This window comes from Klebsiella sp. BDA134-6 (assembly GCF_015601345.1).
Classification (GTDB): domain Bacteria; phylum Pseudomonadota; class Gammaproteobacteria; order Enterobacterales; family Enterobacteriaceae; genus Klebsiella; species Klebsiella grimontii.
Genome location: NZ_CP064784.1, coordinates 1,170,355 through 1,192,842 on the forward strand (window position 1 = coordinate 1,170,355; position 22,488 = coordinate 1,192,842).

The following is a 22,488-nucleotide window of genomic DNA, read 5'->3' on the forward strand; positions in this document are numbered from 1 at the left end:
GAACCCTTATTCATCGACGTGCTGCATATAATGCTGTCCTGATGTGTTTATGATAACGTTACTGCAATCGATTTCATTTGCAGCTAATCCTTTGCTGGATTCGTCGCTAAGTCAATTACGCCTGTTGTATAAATGTCGAGCAGTTCACAATCTGAAAAAACTCACGCGCAAAAAGGCGAAGCGGCGAATGCAAAGCAAAATGGATAAGAAATGTGAATTAACGACCAGCCGAATGAACCAGGCAAAGTGAAGCACCATTCCTTTTGTCCGGACGAGGTTTGACGTAAGATCCTTTAACCCCACGGTTTGCACGATGGTATCCGTTGAACGGGCAACACGGATTTTTACCCGCATTGATGAGTTGGAGCAGCAGATGGATCAAGAAAGTGAACTGAACGATTTGCCGGAAAAAAAGCTGGCGACAATGCGGGATGTTGCTCGCGCCGCGGGCGTTAGCGTCTCGACCGTTTCACGGGTACTCGATGAAAGATTACCCACCTCGCGCAGCGCCTCGGCAGATAAAATTCGCCAGGTTGCCCGAGAGCTGGGCTACCGTCGGGACTATGTTGCTTCCAGCCTGCGGCGCGGCGATACCGGGACGCTTGGCGTCCTGGTTCCCAGGCTAACCGATGCCGTCACCGCCATGCTTTTCGAAGAGATAGCCAGGGCCGCAGCCAGACGGGGTTATTTCGCGATTGTAGCGACCTGCGGTGATAGCAAGGAGCAGGAGAAAAACGCCGTTGAGTCGCTGCTGGATCGCCGCGTGGATGGGCTGATCATGTCCACCTGCCGGCTGGACGATCCGTTGCCGCAAGCCCTGCGTGAACGAGACGTTCCCCACGTACTGGCGCTGCGTACCGACGGTTTTAGCCCCTCATCGGTGGGCGACGATGAGCTTGGCGGCTATCTGGCAACCCGGCACCTGATTGATTTAGGTCACCGCGATATTGGCCTGATTGGCGGCCCTGATTTTGCCTCCAACGCGCGCAACCGGCGTAAGGGCTTTGAGCGGGCAATGCAGGAAGCCGGGCTCCGGATCGAAGCGGACTGGTGCTGTCATTCAGATTTTAACATCGCCTCGGGAGAGCAGCAGGGAATGAAAATTCTCAGCCAGCCTCACCGCCCAAGCGCGCTGTTTGCCGTCAATGACGAACTGGCGATTGGCGTCCTCGCGGCCGCGCACCAGCAGGGCCTGGTGATTGGCGAAGATCTCTCGCTGGTGGGATACAACGATATTCCGCTGGTGAGCAGACTGCCCGTGGCGCTGACTTCGGTCAGAACGCCGCTGGAGCATATCGCCAGCAATGCGGTTGATATGTTATTGAATCCAGAGATAAATAATAATATGCGGATTACCACGCCTTCCCTTATTCCCCGTAAGTCTACCTCGTCTCCACGTAAATAATCCGCCAGCGATCCTTCCCGGCTTTCCTGGAGAAAGCGGGGAGGGTTGAATTTTGTATAACGGATCTCATCCCGGATGCAGATTGCTGTTTAGTTTGTGATCTGCGTTGCATTTTTAACCAACGTGGCGTTGACGGTTTTATTTTTGAGGTTCAATGTCAATTACGTGAAAACGATTGCAGAAACGATTTCACTTCCGTTTCAAATAATCGCTTAACCGTAAACAAATGCTTACTCATCAAGGGGATATTTATGATTAACATCGATCTGAGAGGTTTGACTCCGGCTCCGGTTACACCATTCACTCGCGATGGACGCGTAGACTATGATGCCATTCAGCGCCTTGGTAACTGGCTCGGCAGCATCGACGGCGTGAAAGGTCTGGTGGTTCTGGGACACGCGGGGGAAGGGACTTTTCTGACCCAGGAAGAGCAGGCGAATGTGATCCGCGCATTTGTGAAGTCGGTGGATGATAAGCTTCCTATCATTGCCGGTATCACCGGGGAAGGGACCGAAGTGGCTGCGCTGGAGGCGAAGCGCGCCGTTGCCGCCGGGGCATCCGCAGGTTTGCTCTATCCTTCTCACGGTTGGCTGCGTTTTGGCTATCAGGATGGCGCCCCCCAGGATCGCTACCGCGTGGTGTATGAAGAAAGCGGCCTGCCGCTGATTCTTTTCCAGTATCCGGATGTCACTAAAGCCACCTACAACCTGAAGACCCTGCTGGATATCTCCGCGCAGCCTGGCGTATTTGCCATGAAAAATGGCGTACGTAATATGCGCCGCTGGGATACTGAGATTCCGGTGATCCGTCGCGAACGTCCTGATCTGCAAATCTTAAGCTGCCACGATGAATACCTGCTGCATACCGCGTTTGATGTGGATGGCTTCCTGGTCGGCTACGGTAATATCGCGCCTGAGCCGTTAATTGAAATGATTAAGGCGGGTAAAGCGGGCGATTACGTTAAAGCGCGTCAGCTGCACGATCGTCTGCTGCCGGTGACCAAAAGCGTCTACCATCGCGGTTCTCACATGGAAGGCACCGTGGCCCTTAAGCATGCGTTGGTTGCGCGAGGGATCCTTGAACATGCCACCGTTCGCTCTCCGCTGCTGCCGCTCGAAAATGGGGCTGAAAAAGAGATCCACGACGCCATGCGCGCCGCTGAGTTGGGCCGCGTTCGTTAATTCATTCTGAGTCAGTTGTGAATCCGCAATGCAGAAATAGGCCTTACTGTATTGCGGATAATCGGTTACTTCGCCCCGGTATCATTTCCTTCTCTTCATCATCACGTCGGGGCTTTCACCTCTGTCTATTCCCAAGGTGATTTATGAAACTATTAAGCTTTCGCGTTAATGATAAAAATAAATATGGTCTGGCGACCGCCGATGGCGTCATCGATCTGCAGGCGCTGTTCCCTCAATATGGCAGCCTGCTTGAATTTTTGCCCCACCTTCATCTGCTTGATGCTCTGCCGCCGTCCGCGAAAAAAACGCATTATTCCTTCAACGAGATTGCTTTCCTGCCGGTCATTACTGAACCGAAAAAAATCATCTGCGCTGGGGTGAATTATCGCGATAAAAACGTTGCGGGGAACGAGAAGCTCGCGAATCCTGTGCTATTCATCCGCTTTGCGGATTCGCAGACCGGGCATCTGGCGCCGCTCCTCAAGCCGGAATGCAGCAATGAGTTTGACTATGAAGGCGAAATGGCGCTGGTGATCGGCCGTGGAGGGCGCAATATCCCAGAGCAGGAGGCGCTGCAGTATGTTGCCGGCTACAGCTGCTATATGGATGGCTCCGTGCGCGACTGGCAGCATGCCTGCTTTACCGGCGGGAAAAACTGGCCTGCAACGGGCGGCTTCGGCCCCTGGCTGGTGACGGCGGATGATATCCCCGACCCGCAAAATCTGAATATTACCACCCGTCTCAATGGTCAGACGGTGCAGCAGGATAATACGGGCAGCATGTTGCATTCAATCGCCGGGCTTATTGCCTATATCAGCACCTTCAGCGCGCTCTCTCCGGGAGACGTGATCCTGACCGGCACCCCCGGCGGTATCGGAAAAAAACGTACGCCGCCGCTCTTTATGCAGCCCGGGGACAGGGTGGAAGTTGAGATTGAGCAGATCGGATGTCTGATTCACACCGTGTGCAGCGACGCCGCTGTATCGCGATAAATTGTCGTTCACCGGCAGGTGACATCCAAAGATATGGTGAGCGCGCGTTTGCCCGGCGGCCATGTCATCTTGCGAAGGGTTAATGCCGGACAGGGAGCCGTGGAGGCAATATATGATATTGGTCCAGTTTCTGGTGGTGCTGCTGTTTCTGTACATCGGCATGCGGGTTGGGGGGATCGGCGTAGGGTTTGCCGGCGGCGCTGGCGTGATTGTGCTCAGCGCGCTCGGCGCGACGCCGGGCGATATGCCGATGCTGGTTATCGTGTTTATCATGGTGGTGATCGTGGCGATTGCCGCCATGCAGGAGGCCGGCGGTATTGAATATCTTGTTGACCTCACCGAGCGGCTGCTGCGCCGCTATCCGCGACTGTTAGTCATCACCGCGCCGCTTTCCACCTGGCTATTAACTATGATGGCCAGCACCGGGCAGGTCTCCTTTGCCTGTATGCCGGTTATTGTCGGCGTGGCGAAAGAGAACAATATAAAACCCACCCGCGCGCTTGCTCTCTCCGTCAGCGCGTCTTTGCTGGGGATTGTGGCGTCGCCCATTTCCGCTGCGGTGATTTTTTTCTCGGGGATACTGGAAAAAGGGCATGACGGCTGGGGCTATATTGAGCTCATCGCGGTATCAATACCGTCCACCTTTCTTGCGCTGCTGGTTACCTCCGTTTTTTACCTGTTCTGGGACAGAATCCGCCAGCAGGATCGGCTCAATGACAATCCGGTGCAGGTTAAGGCACGGACTGAGCGGGCTATCCCGCCCTACGCCGGCCGTTCGGTGCTGATCTTTATCGTTGGGCTGGTTGCGGTTCTGGCCTATGCGATTGTCACCAGTCCAAAGTTAGGGCTGATTGCCCATCCGGTCATGAGCAGCGGGCAGGCGCGGGTTGGGGTAATGATGGGCGTTGCGCTGCTGATTGTGGTGTGCTGCCGGGTTAACGTACACAAAGTCCCGTCCGGCTCGGTGTTTAAAACCGGGATGACCTCCTGCATCTGTATCCTTGGCGTCGCCTGGCTGGGTTCCACCTTTATGGACAGCAATCAACAGTGGCTGCAAAGCGCGGTCTCGTCACACTTATTGGATTCGCCCATTATGTTGGCGCTCATTATTATGGCCGCGTCATGTTTCTTGTATTCGCAGGCGGCTTCAACAAAAATTTTATTCCCTGCCGCGCTGAGTATGGGCGTTGCTCCCGGTATCCTGGTCGCCTGCTTTCCGGCTACGGCTTCTCTTTTTATTTTGCCAAATTACCCGACGTTACTGGCAGCGGTAGAGCTGGACGATACCGGCTCCACCAAACTGGGCCGACATATTATTGATCATCCTTTTCTACTGCCTGGCCTGGCATCGGTGCTGCTTTCTATTCTCTTCGCCGCGGGGCTGGCTTTTTTGATTCGGTGAATCACGCCAATCCGGCCTGCGATAGGTTGGGGAGCAGGCCGGTGATTATCTCTAAAACATGGCGAAAATTGTCACGTTTATTTGAGGGGGCAGATGAGCCGTTTTCAGGGAGTGATTATTCCCGTGCTGGTCAGAGTGATTGAAAAACCAAATAGAAATCACCGCTCAGGCAGGGCCTCCGGTTGGTGAATCAAAATCCGATTCGTCGGCAGCCACTAAGAGCGGGCCTGGCGAGGCAAACAGGCGCTAAATTTTTCATCCGCTTCATCAAGGACGGCCTGGTGATTGTCCAGGGTCCAGCAGGGAAATTCTCTTGCCAGCCTTTGAGCTCGTTCGCTGTTTGCCGGGAACAGAAACACCTGGGCGCCCGTTTCCGCCTGAAAGAATCCTGCGATCAGTTTTTCGCTTAACGCATCAACGCCCAGAACGCCTATTCTTTTCATCCCTACTCCCGGTACGCGCATGAAAGGCGGCGAGATGACGCTCCGCCACGATAATATCCGGTCTCCGGCGAAGCAGGTCGGCCGCCCCAAGTCCGGCGTGGGCCTGGGCCATCCACGAGGCACTTCTTTGCTGGACGGCAGGCTGAGAATGATATTGCTTTAAAAGCGGTACATCGGGACGATGATAATCCGGCCCGACGGCACAGCCCGCCAGTAAGCCGGCCGTTACGGCCAGGACAAGCCTACCCAGGAGAAACATGATGTGCCTTGAGTCAACATTTCTTTGTGACTATATTACAAATTGGTCACAAGTTTTCAATCGAGGCCTTCTGGGCTAAGCTGGAAAAATGACAAAATTCACAAATGCATACTCCTCGCGGGGGCCGTCGGATCATTGCGTCCGCGATCGGATTGTGGAAGCCGCTACGGAGCACTTCGGGTATTTCGGCTACGAGAAGACCACCGTGTCAGATCTGGCGAAAACGATTGGTTTTTCAAAAACCTATATACAAATTCTTCGATTCAAAACAGGCGATTGGAGAAGCCATTTGTGCTAACAGGCTGGCGAAAATCTCTGTGGTCGTCTATGACGCGATTGCCGATGCGCCTACCGCCTCCGAGAAGCTGAGGCGTTTATTAAACGCGCTGATCGAAGCCGGTAACGATCTGTTCTTTCACGATTGCAAGCTTTATGACATTGCTGCCGTTGCCTCCCGGGAGCGCTGACCTTCCGCCGCCGTCTATCAGCAGCAGCTGCGTCAGCTGATACAGCACGTCATTCAGGAAGGCTGGCAGGCAGGGGAGTTTGAACGCAAAACCCCGCTGGATGAGACTGCGGATGCCATCTGTCTGGTCATGCAGTCTTATATTTGCCCTTTACAGCTGCAATTTAACCTCGATACCGCACCCACTGCGGCCATACTGCTGTCCTCATTAATACTCAAAAGTTTTGCAACCTGAATGTGACCATTGACTTAATTGGTCACATGAAAGAGTATGGTTCAACTGTCCTGTCAAAATGATTAAGGAACTCCATGCTCAGGCTCAAATCCGCCTCTTTTGCCGTTTGCCTGCTGCCGTTTGCCCTCGCGGCCTGCGGTGACGTTTCCGGCACAGACGATCCCCGCACTCAGCCTCCTCTGGTCAGGTCTGCGACCATAGTGAGTGCGATGGATGCCTCCCGCGCATTTACCGGCGTTGTTGTCGCCCGGGTTCAAAGCGATCTCGGTTTCAGAGTGCAGGGCAAAATTCTTGAACGTCTGGTCGATACCGGCCAGAACGTCAAGCGCGGCCAGCCGATGATGCGTCTGGATCCCGCGGACCTCGGCCTGCAGGCACAGGCTCAGCAACAGGCGGTCGCGGCCGCACGGGCCCGAGCAAAACAAGCTGCGGCGGATGAGGTGCGTTACCGCGGTCTGGTCTCGACAGGGGCGGTGTCGGTATCGGCCTACGACCAGATAAAAGCGGCCGCCGATACGGCCAAAGCTGAACTCAATGCGGCTCAGGCCCAGGCGAATGTGGCGCAAAACGCGACGGGCTACGCGGTGCTGCTGGCTGACGCAGACGGCGTGGTCATGGAGACTCTGGCTGAACCCGGTCAGGTGGTTAGCGCTGGTCAGCCGGTGGTTCGTCTGGCTAGAGCGGGCCAGCGTGAGGCCAGCGTGCAGTTACCCGAGACGTTACGTCCGGCTCCTGAAAGCGAGGCCGAGGCCATGTTGTACGGCACCGGTAAACTGACGGTCCCGGCGAAACTGCGTCTCCTTTCCGATGCGGCCGATCCGGTAACCCGCACCTTCGAGGCGAGATATGTGCTTGAAGGGGCGCTGGCGAATGCGCCGCTGGGATCCACCGTAACGCTGCACATTGCAGACGGTAAATTACCGAACCAGGTGATGCAGGTACCATTAGCCTCGCTCTACGATCCGGGTAAAGGGCCGGGCGTCTGGCAGATTTCAGGTCAGCCAGCCAAAGTGTCGTGGCGGTCCGTTCAGGTGCTGGGATTGAGTGATGATGTGGCGCAGGTATCCGGTAACCTCCAGCCTGGCGAGAAGGTGGTCGCCCTCGGGGCGCATCTGCTGCATGACGGTGAGGCTGTACGCATGGCTGTACAGAACGATGCCCGCGTCGCCGGGAGTCGGCCATGAGCGACGGCAAATTCAATCTTTCAGCGCTGGCTGTTCGCGAGCGTTCCATCACCCTGTTCCTCATTATTCTGATTACCGTGGCCGGGGTTCTGTCATTTTTCGAACTGGGGCGCGCGGAAGACCCGCCGTTTACCGTCAAGCAGATGACGATTATTTCTGCCTGGCCGGGCGCTACCGCGCAGGAGATGCAGGATCAGGTTGCTGAACCGCTTGAAAAGCGAATGCAGGAGCTCAAGTGGTATGACCGTAGTGAAACCTACACCCGACCCGGTCTGGCTTATACCATGCTTTCACTGCAAGACAGCACGCCGCCTTCACAGGTGCAGGAAGAGTTCTATCAGGCGCGCAAGAAGCTCGGCGATGAGGCCAAAAACCTGCCGGCAGGCGTTATCGGACCGATGTTCAATGACGAATTCTCCGACGTCACCTTCGCGCTCTTTGCGCTGAAGGCGAAAGGAGAGCCGCAGCGGCTACTGGTTCGCGATGCGGAATCGCTGCGTCAGCGTCTTCTGCACGTGCCGGGGGTGAAGAAGGTCAATATTATCGGTGAACAGGCCGAACGCATCTTTGTTTCGTTCTCGCATGACCGGCTGGCCACGCTGGGCGTTTCCCCTCAGGATATTTTCTCCGCCCTCAACAGCCAGAACGTACTGACACCCGCTGGCTCGATTGACACCAAAGGACCGCAGGTCTTTATCCGCCTGGATGGCGCTTTTGACAAACTGGAGAAAATCCGCGAAACCCCCATTGTTGTTCAGGGCCGGACACTGCAGCTATCGGACGTGGCGACCGTTGAGCGGGGCTACGAAGATCCGGCGACCTTCCTGATCCGCAATCAGGGGGAAACGGCGCTGCTGTTGGGCATCGTGATGCGGGACGGCTGGAACGGACTGGATCTGGGGAAGGCGCTGGATGCGGAAACCGCCAAAATTAATGCGGGTATGCCGCTCGGCATGACTCTGACCAAGGTCACCGACCAATCGGTCAACATCAGCTCCGCCGTTGACGAGTTTATGATCAAGTTCTTTGTCGCGCTGCTGGTGGTGATGGTGGTCTGTTTCGTCAGCATGGGGTGGCGCGTGGGCGTCGTGGTCGCCGCTGCCGTACCGTTAACGCTGGCGATTGTCTTCGTTGTGATGGAGGCTTCCGGCAAAAACTTTGACCGTATCACCCTGGGCTCGCTGATCCTGGCGCTCGGGCTGCTGGTCGATGATGCCATCATCGCCATCGAAATGATGGTGGTGAAAATGGAAGAGGGCTACGACCGCATAAAAGCCTCCGCCTATGCCTGGAGCCACACCGCCGCCCCGATGCTCGCCGGTACGCTGGTCACCGCCGTTGGTTTCATGCCTAACGGTTTTGCCCAGTCCACCGCCGGCGAATATACCAGCAATATGTTCTGGATCGTCGGTATCGCCCTTATTGCCTCCTGGATTGTCGCGGTGGTGTTCACGCCTTATCTGGGCGTGAAGATGCTGCCCGATATCAAAAAGGTAGAGGGGGGACACGCAGCGATTTACAACACCCGTCATTACAATCGTTTTCGCCGATTGCTGGGCTGGGTTATCGCGCGCAAGTGGATCGTGGCGGGTACTGTGATAGCCGTCTTTACGGTTGCGATACTCGGCTTAGGGCTGGTGAAAAAACAATTTTTCCCCACCTCCGACCGTCCTGAGGTACTGGTTGAAGTGCAGATGCCCTATGGCACCGCTATTGAGCAGACCAATGCCACCGCGGCGAAAATCGAAGCCTGGCTGAGAAAACAGAAAGAGGCAAAAATCGTCACCTCCTACATCGGGCAGGGGGCGCCGCGTTTCTTTCTGGCCATGGCCCCCGAGCTGCCTGACCCGTCATTTGCGAAAATAGTCGTGCTGACGGACAACCCGGAAGCCCGCGAGGCGCTTAAGTTCAGATTGCGTGAAGCGGTGGCCGGTGGACTGACGCCCGAGGCGCGCGTGCGCGTGACCCAGTTGGTGTTTGGCCCGTATTCACCCTATCCGGTGGCTTATCGCGTCATGGGGCCTGATCCTACCACGCTGCGCGAAATCGCAGATAAGGTGGAAAAAGTGATGCAGGCCAGTCCGATGATGAGAACCGTCAACACCGACTGGGGGCCGCGGGTACCGGCGCTGCACTTCACGCTCAATCAGGATCGCCTGCAGGCGGTGGGGCTGACCTCGAATGCCGCCGCGCAGCAGCTTCAGTTTCTGCTTTCAGGCATTCCAATCACCTCAGTACGGGAAGATATCCGTTCGGTACAGGTCATGGGACGCGCGGCGGGGGATATCCGGCTTGACCCGGCAAAAATAGCCGGTTTTACCCTGGTGGGGGCTGCCGGGCAGCGCATTCCGCTGTCTCAGATTGGGGAGGTTGAGGTGCAAATGGAAGAGCCGGTTATGCGCCGTCGCGATCGTATTCCGACCATAACTGTCAGGGGAGATATAGCCGAAAATCTGCAGCCGCCGGATGTTTCTGCCGCCATCACGAAGGCGCTGCAGCCGGTCATCGATACGCTGCCGGCCGGATACCGCATCGAGCAGGCGGGTTCGATTGAAGAGTCCGGGAAAGCCACCAAAGCGATGGTGCCGCTGTTCCCTATCATGATTGCCATGACGCTGTTGATTATCATCCTCCAGGTGCGGTCGATGGCGGCGATGGTGATGGTCTTCCTCACCGCGCCGCTGGGGCTGATTGGGGTGGTGCCAACGCTGCTGCTCTTCAACCAGCCTTTTGGCATCAATACCCTCGTCGGGCTGATTGCGCTGTCCGGCATTCTGATGCGCAACACCCTGATCCTGATAGGCCAGATCCATCACAACGAGCAGGAGGGGCTGGCGCCCTTCCATGCGGTGGTGGAGGCGACGGTGCAGCGTGCCCGGCCGGTATTGTTGACGGCGATGGCGGCCATACTGGCGTTTATCCCGCTGACGCACTCGGTGTTCTGGGGGACGCTGGCCTACACGCTGATTGGCGGGACCTTTGGCGGCACCATTATCACGCTGGTGTTCCTGCCCGCCATGTATGCCATCTGGTTCAAAATACGTCCTGATACGCAGAAACCTGCGGAACCGCAGGCTGCAGTTTGACCGTGACGGACTACAGAAGAGGTCGCCAGACGACGTTCCGGCGGCCCTGAAAATATCGACCCGAATGATGAGGATTGGACTGACCCCACCCCGGCAGACGATTCTGTCTAAATATAAATCCATACTGGTTCTAATAGCGGTCCATTATACCAGGCAATATTTACTTGCGAAAATTATGATAAAACAAGGTATTCTTATTTTTTGAATTTTAAGGGCGTCGTTTCAGTATGGAGTGATAGATGTTGGGGAAATAGAGTTTAATAGGAGTGATGTTAATGCACTACACAAATAAAAGAAACAGTTGTTTATATGTAAAGCAAGCTGATTCAACCTATAAACAGAATGATGGGGCTTTTTATTATTTGTTGGGACTGAATCCAGGAAAATATTGGTTGTATTATGATTTAAGAACATAATCTAGAAGGTTTCTCTGAGGTAGTCATCTATCCCTGGGAGGTCAATAGAGCCGGCCTCCCCTTAAAATAGAAGGTGAAAATAAGCTATCTGTGATGGATGAATGCTAGAGGGAAAGCGAGCAATTGTTAAGTAGATCACAATTTTCAAACGACTCAAAATTTCCCGTTGTCAAATTCATATTAAATATGTATTAATATGTGAATTGATATACAGGCGTGTAACTGCAAGAGCAGGCAAGACCTGAGTGCACTTTCGAATTCATTTAGATTCGAAAATGTCCTCGGGTCTTTTTTTTTGGTTTTTTTGGGCTTTATTCATGAAACGAAAATAAAAGTTTAATCTTCATTATACATTTCATTGGTCTCTCAATTAATTATTGAGCAGGGAACGTCTGCTCGTTAGTTTTAAAAATTGCTGAGATATGTCTGGGTGGGGTGAATATGTTTTATTTTGAGAGGAGAAAATTATGTGTTCATAAAATAAATTTCAGTGCGCCGGTGAAAAAGGACTTAATCTTTTATAGCTATACACTATATCAAAATTCTGATGAAGACATTTTGCTTGTTAAACCAAAGCGATATAAATAGGTACCTGGTGCCACTAATATCTATGAGCACTTAAAACATCTCTAAACAAAGTATTTAGTTTATGCGCGAGTGTAACTAAAGAGGGTTTTATAATGAAAAAAAGAGTTTTGTTTATTTTTATATCCGTAATATGCAGCAACTCACATGCTCAAAGCCTAACAATGGAAGAACGCATTGCTATACTTGAAAAAAAATTGCAAGAAAATACAAAAGAACTATATGATACCAGGGCTGAGTTAAAAAAATACAAGCTCAATGATACTGGGTTTACTAAACCAATGTATGCAGAGAATCAGGTATTAGTCAAAAATGTAGACATTACTACCTCCGAAAAAAAGACCATACAAAAAGATGCGGTGAGTAATGATTTGACGTTGAAAGATATAAGTAACTTTGTAAAAAATGATATTGGTTTTTCTTATAATGGTTACTTCCGGTCCGGTTGGGGAACTGCAAACCATGGTTCTCCAAAGGAGTATGCGATTGGTTCACTTGGTAGGTTTGGCAATGAATATACATCCTGGTTTGATTTACAACTAAAACAAAAAGTCTATGATTTGGATGGAAAAACCGCACACGCAGTTGTTATGCTGGATGGTAATGTCGGTGAGCAATACAGCAATGCTGTGTTTGATAAAAATTCAGAGAGTAACTTACAGTTTTCTGATATCTATCTCACAACTAAGGGTTTCCTGAGTTTTGCTCCAGAAGCCGATTTCTGGGTAGGTAAGCACTATCTGCCTAAATATGAGATACAGATGCTTGACTGGAAAAGTATCAGAACTGAAAGTGGCGCAGGGCTCGGTATAGAAAACTGGAAAATTGGCCCAGGAAAATTCAACGTTGCTGTTGTGCGCCAGGATCTGAACGCACGCGCGCTTGATTACAAAACATCAGGAAATTCACTACAACTCAATACTAACGCTCTGGATATTCGTTATCGCGAAATTCCATTATGGGATAAGGCAACACTGGAACTCAATGGTCGCTATAATATGGCGAATAAATCAGACGTTGTTAAGTCAGGAGAGTCTGATGGTCAGTATTATCAAGTAAAAGATGCATGGCTGGCGGCTGCGATTTTAAGGCAGAAATTTAAAACTGGTGGGTATGGAGAATTAACACTACAGGTTGCCGATAATTCTATTGCCAGTTCATTTGCAAAAATTTCAGGAGCAAATCCAACATATGGAAATGGTGACTATTATTATGGGAATCACACGAATGGAAAGGCATTCAGAATTATTTCCCAAGGAGAGTTTTATCCCTCCGAGGACACTATAATGGCACACGCTCTGGTTTATTCAAATGGCCATGATATATTCAGCTATGATACCGGCGCCCATACTGATTTTCAAAGCTACCGAAGTGTCATACGACCTGCTTATATCTGGGATAAATTCAATCAAAGCGGTGTTGAGCTTGGATGGTTTAGACAAGACAACAAATCACAAGGACAAACATTTAGTGAGTCCGGTTACAAAACAACGTTATATCATGCACTCAAAATTGATACGTCAATCTTAACCTCAAGGCCGGAAATTCGTTTCTATACAACTTACATCAGAGCAAATCAGACTGAACTCTCCAATTTTAAATTCAATGATAATAAGAAAGACCAATTTTCGATTGGCGCTCAGGCTGAGGTGTGGTGGTAACTATGTTGAAAACTAAATTATCATCATAAAATCAATTAAGTAATGAGTTGTCGTTTTTTTAGGGTATAGATAATCAAGTTGTTCTTACTAAATGTTATTAAACGAAGGGAGTGCAACTGCCGGCATTTTTATGCAGTAAGTATCTACAAGGGGCATTATGTTATAGCTGTCACATTTTCATAAAACATGGTTTAAATTTGTTGTCTGTAACTATGTATAGAGTATACTGTCAATAGATATGTAGTACAGGCGTGTCACTGGTAATGCAGGCAAGACCTGAAACTCTCCCCCCTTTTTCGGGGCAAGAGTTTCGGGTCTTTTTTTTTGCTCATGGGGCAACTTATGGATCATCTAAATACTGGGCGTACAATTCTTGAATTAGTCGGTGGAGTAGGAAACATCGAACACCTCGAACATTGCTCAACCAGATTACGACTAAGCTTGTATGATAACTCTAAAGTGGAGGTATCTGAACTCAAAAAAATGCCTGGGATAATGGGGGTCGTGACAAATGTGCAGTGTCAGATTGTCATTGGCAAAGACGTTGTAAAAGTGTTTGATGCTATTAAATCATTGATGGGTAATAACTCTGCCGAGAAACAGAAACCTGTTATCAAAAAAAAGTGGAGTGCCTGGCTGATTGATTTTGTTATCAGTATTTTCCAGCCGCTCATTCCTGCTATTGCAGGTGGTGGTGTGCTGAAATCTCTTCTGATCATCATGGACATGGCCGGATGGCTCACGAAGGACAGTTCTACTTATAAAATCTTGGATTGCATTGGAACCGCACCGATCTATTTTTTACCCTTACTTATAGCAATCACTACTGCGAATAAGCTTAAAGTGAATTCGTTAGTCGCATTAACAGCTGTGTCAGTCTTGTTGTTGCCCACGTTTACTACATTGGCAAAACAAGGGGCAACGTTAATGACGTTTGATATTACGAATGTCTCCTATGCGGCACAGGTATTTCCGGCAATACTTTGTGTGATTTTCTATGCACAAACTGAATCTCTTTTTAATCGTTACACACCTAATGCGTTACGCGGTTTTTTATCACCAATGTTATCGCTGGTCACAACAGTTCCTGTAACACTACTTATCCTTGGGCCTTTAGGTTTTGAAATGGGCTCTTTATTAACCCAACTGATTCTTTGGATGCATGGAAAATTTGGGTTCATCGCCACAGGATTACTGGCTGGCGGGTTACCATTTATTGTGGCTGCAGGAATGCATAAACCTTTTCTTCCTTATGCCATAATGTCGATGGGCCAAACCGGTAAAGAATCTTTATATAATCCAGCTTCCCTGGCACACAATATAGCTGAAGCAGGAGCCTGCTTTGCGGTTTCTCTTAAAAGTAAAAATAAAATGTTTAAAGGTACTGCACTTTCCTCCGGAATCTCAGCCCTCTTTGGTATTACTGAACCTGCACTGTATGGTATTACTTTACTCCATAGGCCTGTGCTTATTTCGGTGATGATAGGTGCAATGATCGGTGGGGCTTTCATGGGATTTACGATGGTCTCAGCTTACGCAATAGTAGCTCCGAGCCTTGCCAGCATCTCAATATTTGCTTCCCCGGATAATCCAACTAGCTTGATGTATGCAATCATAGGTGCTCTGATTTCTTTCAGCATGGCGTTTTTATCAACATTATTCTTTTGGAAAGAAAAGACGGCGACTCTGCCCTCTGATGAGGAAAAATCTAGTTTTGAGGATCCAGCGGCCATCGCTACTTCAAAATCAGTGAATGAATTTTTCTTCACCAGTCCGGTTGAAGGGAAAATAATCCCGTTAACGGATGTAAACGACGATGTATTTTCTGCAAAAATCATGGGCGATGGTATCGCTATCATTCCATCTGTCGGAGCTCTATATGCACCTGCCGATGGCGTTATAGAGCATGTGTTCGAAAGTGGCCATGCAGCAAGCATGATAACTGACCATGGAGTTGAGGTCATCTTTCATATCGGAATTGATACAATACAAATGAACGGAGCAGGCTTTCACCCGCAAATTACCGATGGCCAACGGGTTAAGGCTGGTGAGCTATTAATCGAATTTGAGATTGATAAAATCATTAAATCGGGTTACGACCCAGTCGTAGTAATGGTTGTTACAAATAGCGAACGTTTTAAGATGAAACCGTCAACCGAGCAAACCGAAGCAACACATCAGTTAAATATTCTTTCATTAAAAGAGGCTTAATCATTATGTCAAAATCTATTCTTCCCGAGAATTTTTTATGGGGTGCGGCCATTGCAGCGAATCAGGCAGAGGGAGCATGGAACGTTGACGGAAAAGGCCCTTCTGTTGCAGATGCAGTCGCCTATAAGGCTCATTTGAGCACAAGCGATTATGCCGGCCATATGTCCGTATCTGATGAAAACGTTAGCGATGCGCTTAAAGGTGAGAACGATAAAAATTATCCTAAACGCAGAGGTATCGATTTTTATCATCGCTATAAAGAGGATTTATCTCTTTTTGCCGAAATGGGGATAAAAGTACTCAGGGTATCAATAGCCTGGTCAAGAATCTTCCCTACAGGTGAAGATGATCAACCAAATGAAAGTGGTTTACAGTTTTATGAAAATATGTTCACTGAGATGCGCAGACTTGGCATCGAACCACTCGTTACGCTATCACACTATGAAATGCCATTAGTATTGAGTGAGAAATATAATGGCTGGGTCCACCGAAATGTTGTTGATGCGTTTCGGCGCTATTCAAATGTGTGCTTTGACCGTTACAAGAATCTGGTCCGTTACTGGTTAACATTCAATGAAATTGATAGCATTCATCGGCACCCCTTTACGACTGCAGGTGTTCGTGAAGAAAAAAGCTTACCAGGAGAAAGTACACAGGATATTTATCAGGCATTGCATCATCAGTTTGTTGCTTCGGCGTTAGCAACAAAGGACTGCCACGAAAAAATACCTGGTAGCCAGGTGGGATGCATGCTTACCAAGTTAACTACCTATCCTCTGACTTGTCATCCTGATGACGTGGAGGCTACTCTCAAAAAGAATTTAGAAAATTATTTTTATTCGGATGTTCAAATTAAGGGAGAATATCCACCGCTAATTAAGCGGGATCTCGAATTACGTAACATAAAGATAAAAATGCAGCCGGATGATTTGGATACGCTACGACGCTATACTGTAGACTTCCTTTCATTCAGCTATTATATGTCCATTACTGAATCAGTCCAGCCCGATGCAGAACGCACTGCAGGAAATACTATCATGGGTGTAAAAAACCCACATTTGCCTGCATCTGAATGGGGTTGGCAAATAGATCCCGTTGGGCTCAAAATATCGTTGCTGGAACTCTATGATCGATACCAAATTCCGTTATTTATTGTTGAAAATGGATTCGGTGCGAAAGATACAGTAGTTGATGGGAAAATTCATGACGATTACCGCATTAATTATTTTCGTGCGCATTTCGAACAGATGATTGAAGCTGTTAAAGAAGGTGTTGATTTGATAGGATATACAAGTTGGGGCACGATTGATATCATCAGTGCTGGAACATCGCAAATGACCAAACGCTATGGTTTTATATATGTAGATCAAGATGACGAGGGGCATGGTTCATTGAATAGATTACGCAAAGATTCCTTCTACTGGTATCGTAAGGTCATTGCGACCAACGGAACTGATTTAGGTTAATCATTTGTTATCGCGGGAATTGTGATGAAAATTAAAAAGTCCTTAAATAACAGTATGCTGCTTGCTGTTAATGATGGAAAAGAGATTATACTTTTTGGCAAAGGCATTGGTTTTAATTCCAAGCCGGGCACAATGGTCGACTTGAAAAATGTTGAACAGGTATTTATCCCTTTAAATACGCTTAAAGCGCAGCATTACTTGTCCTTGACTGACACAATTCCCGCAGTTTTTTTTGAAATTACGCATGAAATAGTCAAGTTAGCTCAAGCGCATTACAATGAAAAGCTTAATACAGTGTTGCTATTTACATTGGCAGAGCACTTGCATTTCGCGGTTGAACGCTGTAAGGCAAATGTTAACATTGCGAATAAACTCACTTGGGAGATAAAAAGGTATTATCAGAAAGAATATAATATAGGTGAGTTAGCAAGAGATATGGTATCTGCTAAATTTTCTGTAAATCTTCCTGAAGATGAGGCTGTACATATTGCTTTTCACATTATTAATGCAAGTTCCCAATGTGATGAGACTAATGCGCATAAGCAAGTTGAATTAGTGAATAGAGTTGCCGAAATTGTTCGCTATAAACTTAATAAAAACATTGATATCAATTCAATTCACTACGCCAGATTTATTACACATTTAAGGTACTTCGCTGAAAGAGTCTTAAGTAATAACATTGAATTAGAAGAAACTGATGATTTCTATAATGAATTAATTCGCTTCCATCCAAGAGCTATGGTTGTTGCAGAAGCAATTCGTGATTATATAAAAAATAATTACGCTATATTTATTCCAAACGACGAGCTTACCTGGTTAGGGATACATATCAGTAAGCTAAGTAAATATTCAATTTAGTATTGTTGGCTGAATTTATCTATTGGGAAGGTGAGTGTGGTAAGTCATTGATATCGCGGTGTTAAAATTGTTATGCTCTTCACTGTAGAACTGCTCTGCTACACATTGATTAACATACCGCGATATTAGTAATGCCTTGCTGCACATTCGACTTTATGACTTACGACGCGAAGATCCACGCTCATTCCATGTCCAACCAGCCAGCTAGTTGAATCAAAATCATACATGCAATTCACCTCATCAAGTCTGCTTTAAAACTCTACTAATTAGGTACTGTGAAGAGTATCACACGGAATGGTCCGGGAATTCCGTCACCAAAGCTATTTGCCAGAAGCTTGACGGTTGCACCGGTGCATTGATGCCTGAATGCGCCATTACTTATTCAACGGCAGACATGCTCCAGGACACTCTGCCCGTTGGCGTTGCAATTCTTACTTTCATAGTTAATCAGCCCATGCTGGTCCAGCTGAATTTTTTGTGTGATATCCCATCGAACGCGGATGAATAATAGAAGAGGCTGCTGAGTTGCACTTCCATCCAGTCTAGTGACGCTCGCTGTATAAATTACTGGCCGCCTGTGCTGCGAATAAAACGATAAATCTGACGTTCTGGATGAATGTATTGTTTCGCATTAGGTGGATGATTAGGTAATATATTATGCTGATTTTTCGAAATATATTGCAAAATTGTATGGACCGGAAACGGCCATGCGAATGACAGGTCTGACTGAAGACAACCAGGCAGAGACCTGCTATTCAATATTTTTTCCTGGTTGCCCGGCTATCAGCGAATACTGGTAGGGGAGGTAGGCGACCCTGCGCCTGATGTAGCGATTAAACAGCTTTCTCACGATTATGACTGGCATAAGCGGGGGGCATTATCCTTGCACCAGAGATAATAGAAGCGCCTGAGCAGCTCTTGTGGCCAGACTGGTTCGCCGGGCATCTCGGCCATTTCCAACTCTTCTCCGCGCTGTTTGAGGCAAGCGGCCATAATATCCCAGGTAAATTCCGGGTGGAACTGCACCGAATACGCCGTGTCGCTATAGCGCAGAATCTGGCAGGCGTCACGGGCGGAAAAAGCCATCACGCTGGCACCATCCGGCGGCCGTAGCACGGTTTGCCGGTGAGAAAGCCAGGCCGCGAAGCGACCGGGAAATGTCGTTAGCAGTGGGGCCGTACTGTTTTCGGCGATCTGGATCAGCTGAAGCCCGTGTTCGCTCCCCAGCGGGTTATCCGCAACCAGGCCTCCCAGTGCGTGGGAAATTAGCAGGTGGCCATAGCACACGCCCAGTAGTGGCAGGTTCAGGGCGTGGGCGCGTCGTATCCATTGCGCAGTCTCCTCGCTCCACGCTAACCGGTCGGTGACCATCGCCCAGGAGCCGCTGATGATGGCGCCGCAGATTGTGTCGATAGCGGGCAGGGGCTCCTGGCGATCCGGGTGAATAACCCGGTACTCCCCGCGGGATAAGGCGAGCGCCTGAACGAACCATTGGCTTTGCTCGCCAGCCTCCTCGCGGATTATCGCCGGCGGATCGCCCATTTGAATAATCGCCAACGGCCTGGCCATCTTAGTCCTGCAGATAAAAGTCGATGCTGGAGTTCAGTACCGGGCGAATAATCCCCGTCTGTACCGCAAAGTCGCCGAACGCCACATCATGGTTAGCCGCCTGCGCCCAGGCGCTCAGCAACGCGTCAAGGTCGCGGATAATCTCTTCAAGTGGCTGGTTCTCTTTATAGAGGCGAGGAATACGCGTTCCCTCGCGGTTGCCGCCGAGGTATACGTCATAGCGGCCCACGGCGCGGCCGACGAGGCCGATTTCGGCCAGCATCGCCCGGCCACAGCCGTTCGGGCAGCCGGTGACGCGAAATATCACGTCCCGATCGGCAATCCCGTTACGCATTAAGATAGCGTCAAGGCGATCGACTATGTCCGGCAGCACGCGTTCGGCCTCGGCCATTGCCAGCGGACAGGTGGGATAGGAGACGCAGGCCATCGCGCTTTTTCGCTGCGGCGATACCGTGTCATCAATCAAGGAATAGCGCTGTGCCAGTGCGTCAATCTGAGCTCGGTTGCGCTCGCTGACGCCGGCGATAATGATATTTTGATTGGGGGTTAAGCGAAAGTCACCGTCGTGGACGGCGGCGATGGCGGCCAGGCCCGACTTGAGAGGCTTGCCGGGCTTATCAATCAACCTGCCGCTGGGGATAAACAGGGTGAGATGGTGCTTACCGTCGATCCCTTCTACCCAGCCGATACGATCGCCGCGACTGCTGAAAGCGTAAGGCCGCAGCGGTTGGAATGCCATGCCTGCTCGCAGCTCGACTTCCGCTTTAAATACCTCAATGCCGAGTCGATCGATAGTATATTTAGTTTTAGCGTTGCGTCGATTTGCGCGGTTTCCACGGTCTCTTTGGGTGGCGACAACGGCGGTGGCAACCGCCAGCGTAGCGTTCAAAGGAATATACCCCAGCTCTGTCGCCAGGCGCGGATAGGTGCTCTGGTCGCCGTGGGTCATCGCCAGGCCGCCGCCTACAAGCACATTGAAGCCCGTCAGCTGTCCATTCTCGCCGATAGCGATAAAGTTAAGATCGTTGGCGTGCAAATCGACGTCGTTTTGCGGTGGAATGACCACCGCGGTTTTGAATTTGCGCGGCAGATAGCTGTTGCCCAGAATGGTCTCTTCTTCCGGCTGCGCGATCTTTTCACCGTCCAGCCAAACTTCGGCATAGGCGTTTGTTTTCGGCAACAGATGCTCCGATATCTTTTTAGCCCACTCGTAAGCCTGATGATGAAGCCCGGACTCCACCGGATTTGAAGTACACAGTACGTTACGGTTGACGTCGCCCGCCGTCGCCCGCGAATCGAGACCCAACTGATGCAATAGCCGATGAACCGGCTTGATATTACGCTTTAGCACGCCGTGCAGCTGCAGCGCCTGGCGGTTGGTGATGCGGATGCTGCCGTAAAGCGTATGCTGCGACGCAAACTCGTCGATCCCCAGCCACTGCTGCGGGCTGATGATCCCGCCAGGTAAACGCACCCGCAGCATCACCGTATGCAGGGGTTCTAGCATTTGCGCCGCTCTTTCCTGGCGAATATCGCGATCGTCCTGCTGGTACATGCCGTGAAAGCGGATCAGCTGAAAGTTATCGCCGAGAAATCCGCCGGTTAATTCGTTATGCAGATCTTCTTTAATCGTGCCGCGCAGAAGTTGGCTCTGCTGTTTTAATCGTTCATTATCTGAAAATTTATCATTGCTCATTATAGTGTTCTCAAATATGTGCAGGTTAATTCACCCAAAAATACCAGTGGATTACATCACAGCAGATCCTTAACCAACATGAACAGTTAGTTTGTTAATCGATATAACAGTTGTTATAACCGCTGGTTCTAATTAATAATTATTCGTCCTGAGTCATTTTACCGTTATACGTTAGTGATTATTTTGCTAATTGCTGAGCGCCCCACGGGGGGCATCAGGGAGGCAGTGATATTGAGGCTACCAGCGCGCGCAATGATTTATTTTTTATACGCTGCGAGCGCTGGTAGGCTATACAAGGCAGGCGTGGTGTGGATATAGTGCTGGATCTGGTCGACAAACGCATGTTTACTTTTGAAATTATATTTAAGGTAGGCCGAGTCGGTATCCTCAATCCCGAGAATGATATCCATTATTGCATATTCAATTTTTTTATTGCTGATGAATTTGTTGACAGTCACTCCGGTTTGTTTTTTAAAAATGCGATGCACATATTGCCGGGAAACCTGCAGATATTCAGAGATATCATAAACTGAAATGTTATTATTTATATTTTGATAAATGTACTGTATGGCGAAATTCACCAATGCCTGGCTATTGGATATTATGCTGTCGGAGAGTTGAACCTGGTGATGCATAGATACTACTTCTTTTTTGACTATATCTTTTTTATCGTAGACGATTTAAAACGGAACGAAATATACAATATAGTGGTTTTTATGGATAACAGTATTATGAGTGCCGTGATAATCGATATTTCAGCGCAGGCGGTTTGTCGGCGTCATTTCCGCTCGCACAGCAGGGCACGGCATGAAGCATGGCCGATCGCAATCAGCCATGCTGCGGCAGGGGTGAGCTAAACGATTTCGTTCATCTGCTGATAATTCTGGCCGTGAAATTGCTGAACGGTGGCGTTGTCCCGGCACTGTTGGCTGTAACGGCCGGGGGGACTCCTGTGATGCGTTGAAATGCGCGATTAAACGCGGCTTGGGATTGATAGCCGACTCGTTCCGCGGTCTGCGTCAGGCATACGCCGCCGGCGATGTGCTGGCAGGCCAGGGTCACGCGGAACTTTGCTAAGGGTTTTGGTATGAGGATTAGAGACGCTGGCGGCGTCTTCTGGCTTCAAAGGAAAATCTGTACAGGGTTGAGCCTGGTAACTACCTGCCCATATGTTGTACGATACCAAAGCCAGTACAACACACAGGCGTTTGGATGTGATTTTAGAAGATACAATTTCTTGGGTATTTTAACCTAAGTTATTGATTTTCTTAGAGAGTGCCGATAATAGGAGTCGAACCTACGACCTTCGCATTACGAATGCGCTGCTCTACCAACTGAGCTATATCGGCCCTGCAAGACGTGCTGACGAGCGT

The 22,488-nt window shown here is 49.7% G+C and carries 15 protein-coding genes, 1 tRNA gene and 1 pseudogene; 11 read left to right on the forward strand and 6 right to left on the reverse strand.

The features are described from left to right. Positions 1-373 precede the first annotated feature (373 nt). The 4 genes from IYV58_RS05395 to IYV58_RS05410 all read left to right on the forward strand — a co-directional run bounded on the left by IYV58_RS05395 (position 374) and on the right by IYV58_RS05410 (position 4,980). Entirely contained in the window at positions 374-1,405 is a 1,032-nt protein-coding gene (locus IYV58_RS05395; RefSeq protein WP_004129304.1) for a LacI family DNA-binding transcriptional regulator, read from the forward strand. Between the two features lie 251 nt (positions 1,406-1,656). Beyond that, a complete protein-coding gene (locus IYV58_RS05400; RefSeq protein WP_004129307.1) occupies positions 1,657-2,586 on the forward strand; it encodes a dihydrodipicolinate synthase family protein in 930 nt (309 codons plus the stop codon). Between the two features lie 143 nt (positions 2,587-2,729). Then, a complete protein-coding gene (locus IYV58_RS05405) occupies positions 2,730-3,578 on the forward strand; it encodes a fumarylacetoacetate hydrolase family protein (RefSeq protein ID WP_154902340.1) in 849 nt (282 codons plus the stop codon). Positions 3,579-3,690: 112 nt separating this feature from the next. Continuing rightward, positions 3,691-4,980 (forward strand): anaerobic C4-dicarboxylate transporter family protein, encoded by a 1,290-nt coding sequence (locus IYV58_RS05410; RefSeq protein ID WP_142469181.1) that lies wholly within the window; start codon positions 3,691-3,693, stop codon positions 4,978-4,980. A 215-nt stretch (positions 4,981-5,195) separates the two neighbouring features. On the opposite strand, the gene IYV58_RS05415 is transcribed toward IYV58_RS05410, so the two are convergent. Then, positions 5,196-5,423 (reverse strand): hypothetical protein, encoded by a 228-nt coding sequence (locus tag IYV58_RS05415; RefSeq protein WP_195729465.1) that lies wholly within the window; start codon positions 5,421-5,423, stop codon positions 5,196-5,198. 347 nt (positions 5,424-5,770) lie between these two features. On the opposite strand from IYV58_RS05415, the pseudogene IYV58_RS05420 reads away from it, so the two are divergent. From IYV58_RS05420 to IYV58_RS05450, 7 genes and pseudogenes are all read left to right on the forward strand, one after another. Next, positions 5,771-6,383, forward strand: a pseudogene (locus tag IYV58_RS05420) (TetR/AcrR family transcriptional regulator). Positions 6,384-6,457: 74 nt separating this feature from the next. Next, a complete protein-coding gene (locus IYV58_RS05425; RefSeq protein ID WP_195729466.1) occupies positions 6,458-7,567 on the forward strand; it encodes an efflux RND transporter periplasmic adaptor subunit in 1,110 nt (369 codons plus the stop codon). After that, positions 7,564-10,653: an efflux RND transporter permease subunit gene (locus tag IYV58_RS05430; RefSeq protein ID WP_195729467.1), complete on the forward strand. Its 3,090-nt coding sequence runs from the start codon at positions 7,564-7,566 to the stop codon at positions 10,651-10,653. The genes IYV58_RS05425 and IYV58_RS05430 overlap by 4 nt, the downstream gene beginning before the upstream one ends. Before the next feature lie 1,096 nt (positions 10,654-11,749). Next, complete coding sequence (locus IYV58_RS05435; protein WP_139529279.1) at positions 11,750-13,315, forward strand: carbohydrate porin; 1,566 nt, start codon at positions 11,750-11,752, stop codon at positions 13,313-13,315. Positions 13,316-13,657: 342 nt separating this feature from the next. After that, a complete protein-coding gene (locus tag IYV58_RS05440; RefSeq protein WP_004129330.1) occupies positions 13,658-15,526 on the forward strand; it encodes a beta-glucoside-specific PTS transporter subunit IIABC in 1,869 nt (622 codons plus the stop codon). 5 nt (positions 15,527-15,531) lie between these two features. Continuing rightward, positions 15,532-16,992: a glycoside hydrolase family 1 protein gene (locus IYV58_RS05445; RefSeq protein WP_195729468.1), complete on the forward strand. Its 1,461-nt coding sequence runs from the start codon at positions 15,532-15,534 to the stop codon at positions 16,990-16,992. Positions 16,993-17,016: 24 nt separating this feature from the next. Next, positions 17,017-17,850, forward strand: coding sequence for a PRD domain-containing protein (locus IYV58_RS05450; RefSeq protein WP_004129338.1), 834 nt, complete (start codon positions 17,017-17,019; stop codon positions 17,848-17,850). An 852-nt stretch (positions 17,851-18,702) separates the two neighbouring features. On the opposite strand, the gene IYV58_RS05455 is transcribed toward IYV58_RS05450, so the two are convergent. From IYV58_RS05455 to IYV58_RS05475, 5 genes are all read right to left on the reverse strand, one after another. Then, positions 18,703-19,419, reverse strand: coding sequence for a glutamine amidotransferase (locus tag IYV58_RS05455; protein ID WP_128349302.1), 717 nt, complete (start codon positions 19,417-19,419; stop codon positions 18,703-18,705). A gap of 1 nt (position 19,420) precedes the next feature. Next, positions 19,421-21,115, reverse strand: coding sequence for an assimilatory sulfite reductase (NADPH) hemoprotein subunit (cysI, locus tag IYV58_RS05460; RefSeq protein ID WP_112165881.1), 1,695 nt, complete (start codon positions 21,113-21,115; stop codon positions 19,421-19,423). 257 nt (positions 21,116-21,372) lie between these two features. Further along, entirely contained in the window at positions 21,373-21,750 is a 378-nt protein-coding gene (locus IYV58_RS05465; protein WP_004129346.1) for a helix-turn-helix domain-containing protein, read from the reverse strand. A gap of 232 nt (positions 21,751-21,982) precedes the next feature. Then, positions 21,983-22,177 (reverse strand): helix-turn-helix domain-containing protein, encoded by a 195-nt coding sequence (locus tag IYV58_RS05470; RefSeq protein WP_224326421.1) that lies wholly within the window; start codon positions 22,175-22,177, stop codon positions 21,983-21,985. 214 nt (positions 22,178-22,391) lie between these two features. Then, positions 22,392-22,464 (reverse strand) — tRNA-Thr (locus IYV58_RS05475). Positions 22,465-22,488 lie beyond the last annotated feature (24 nt).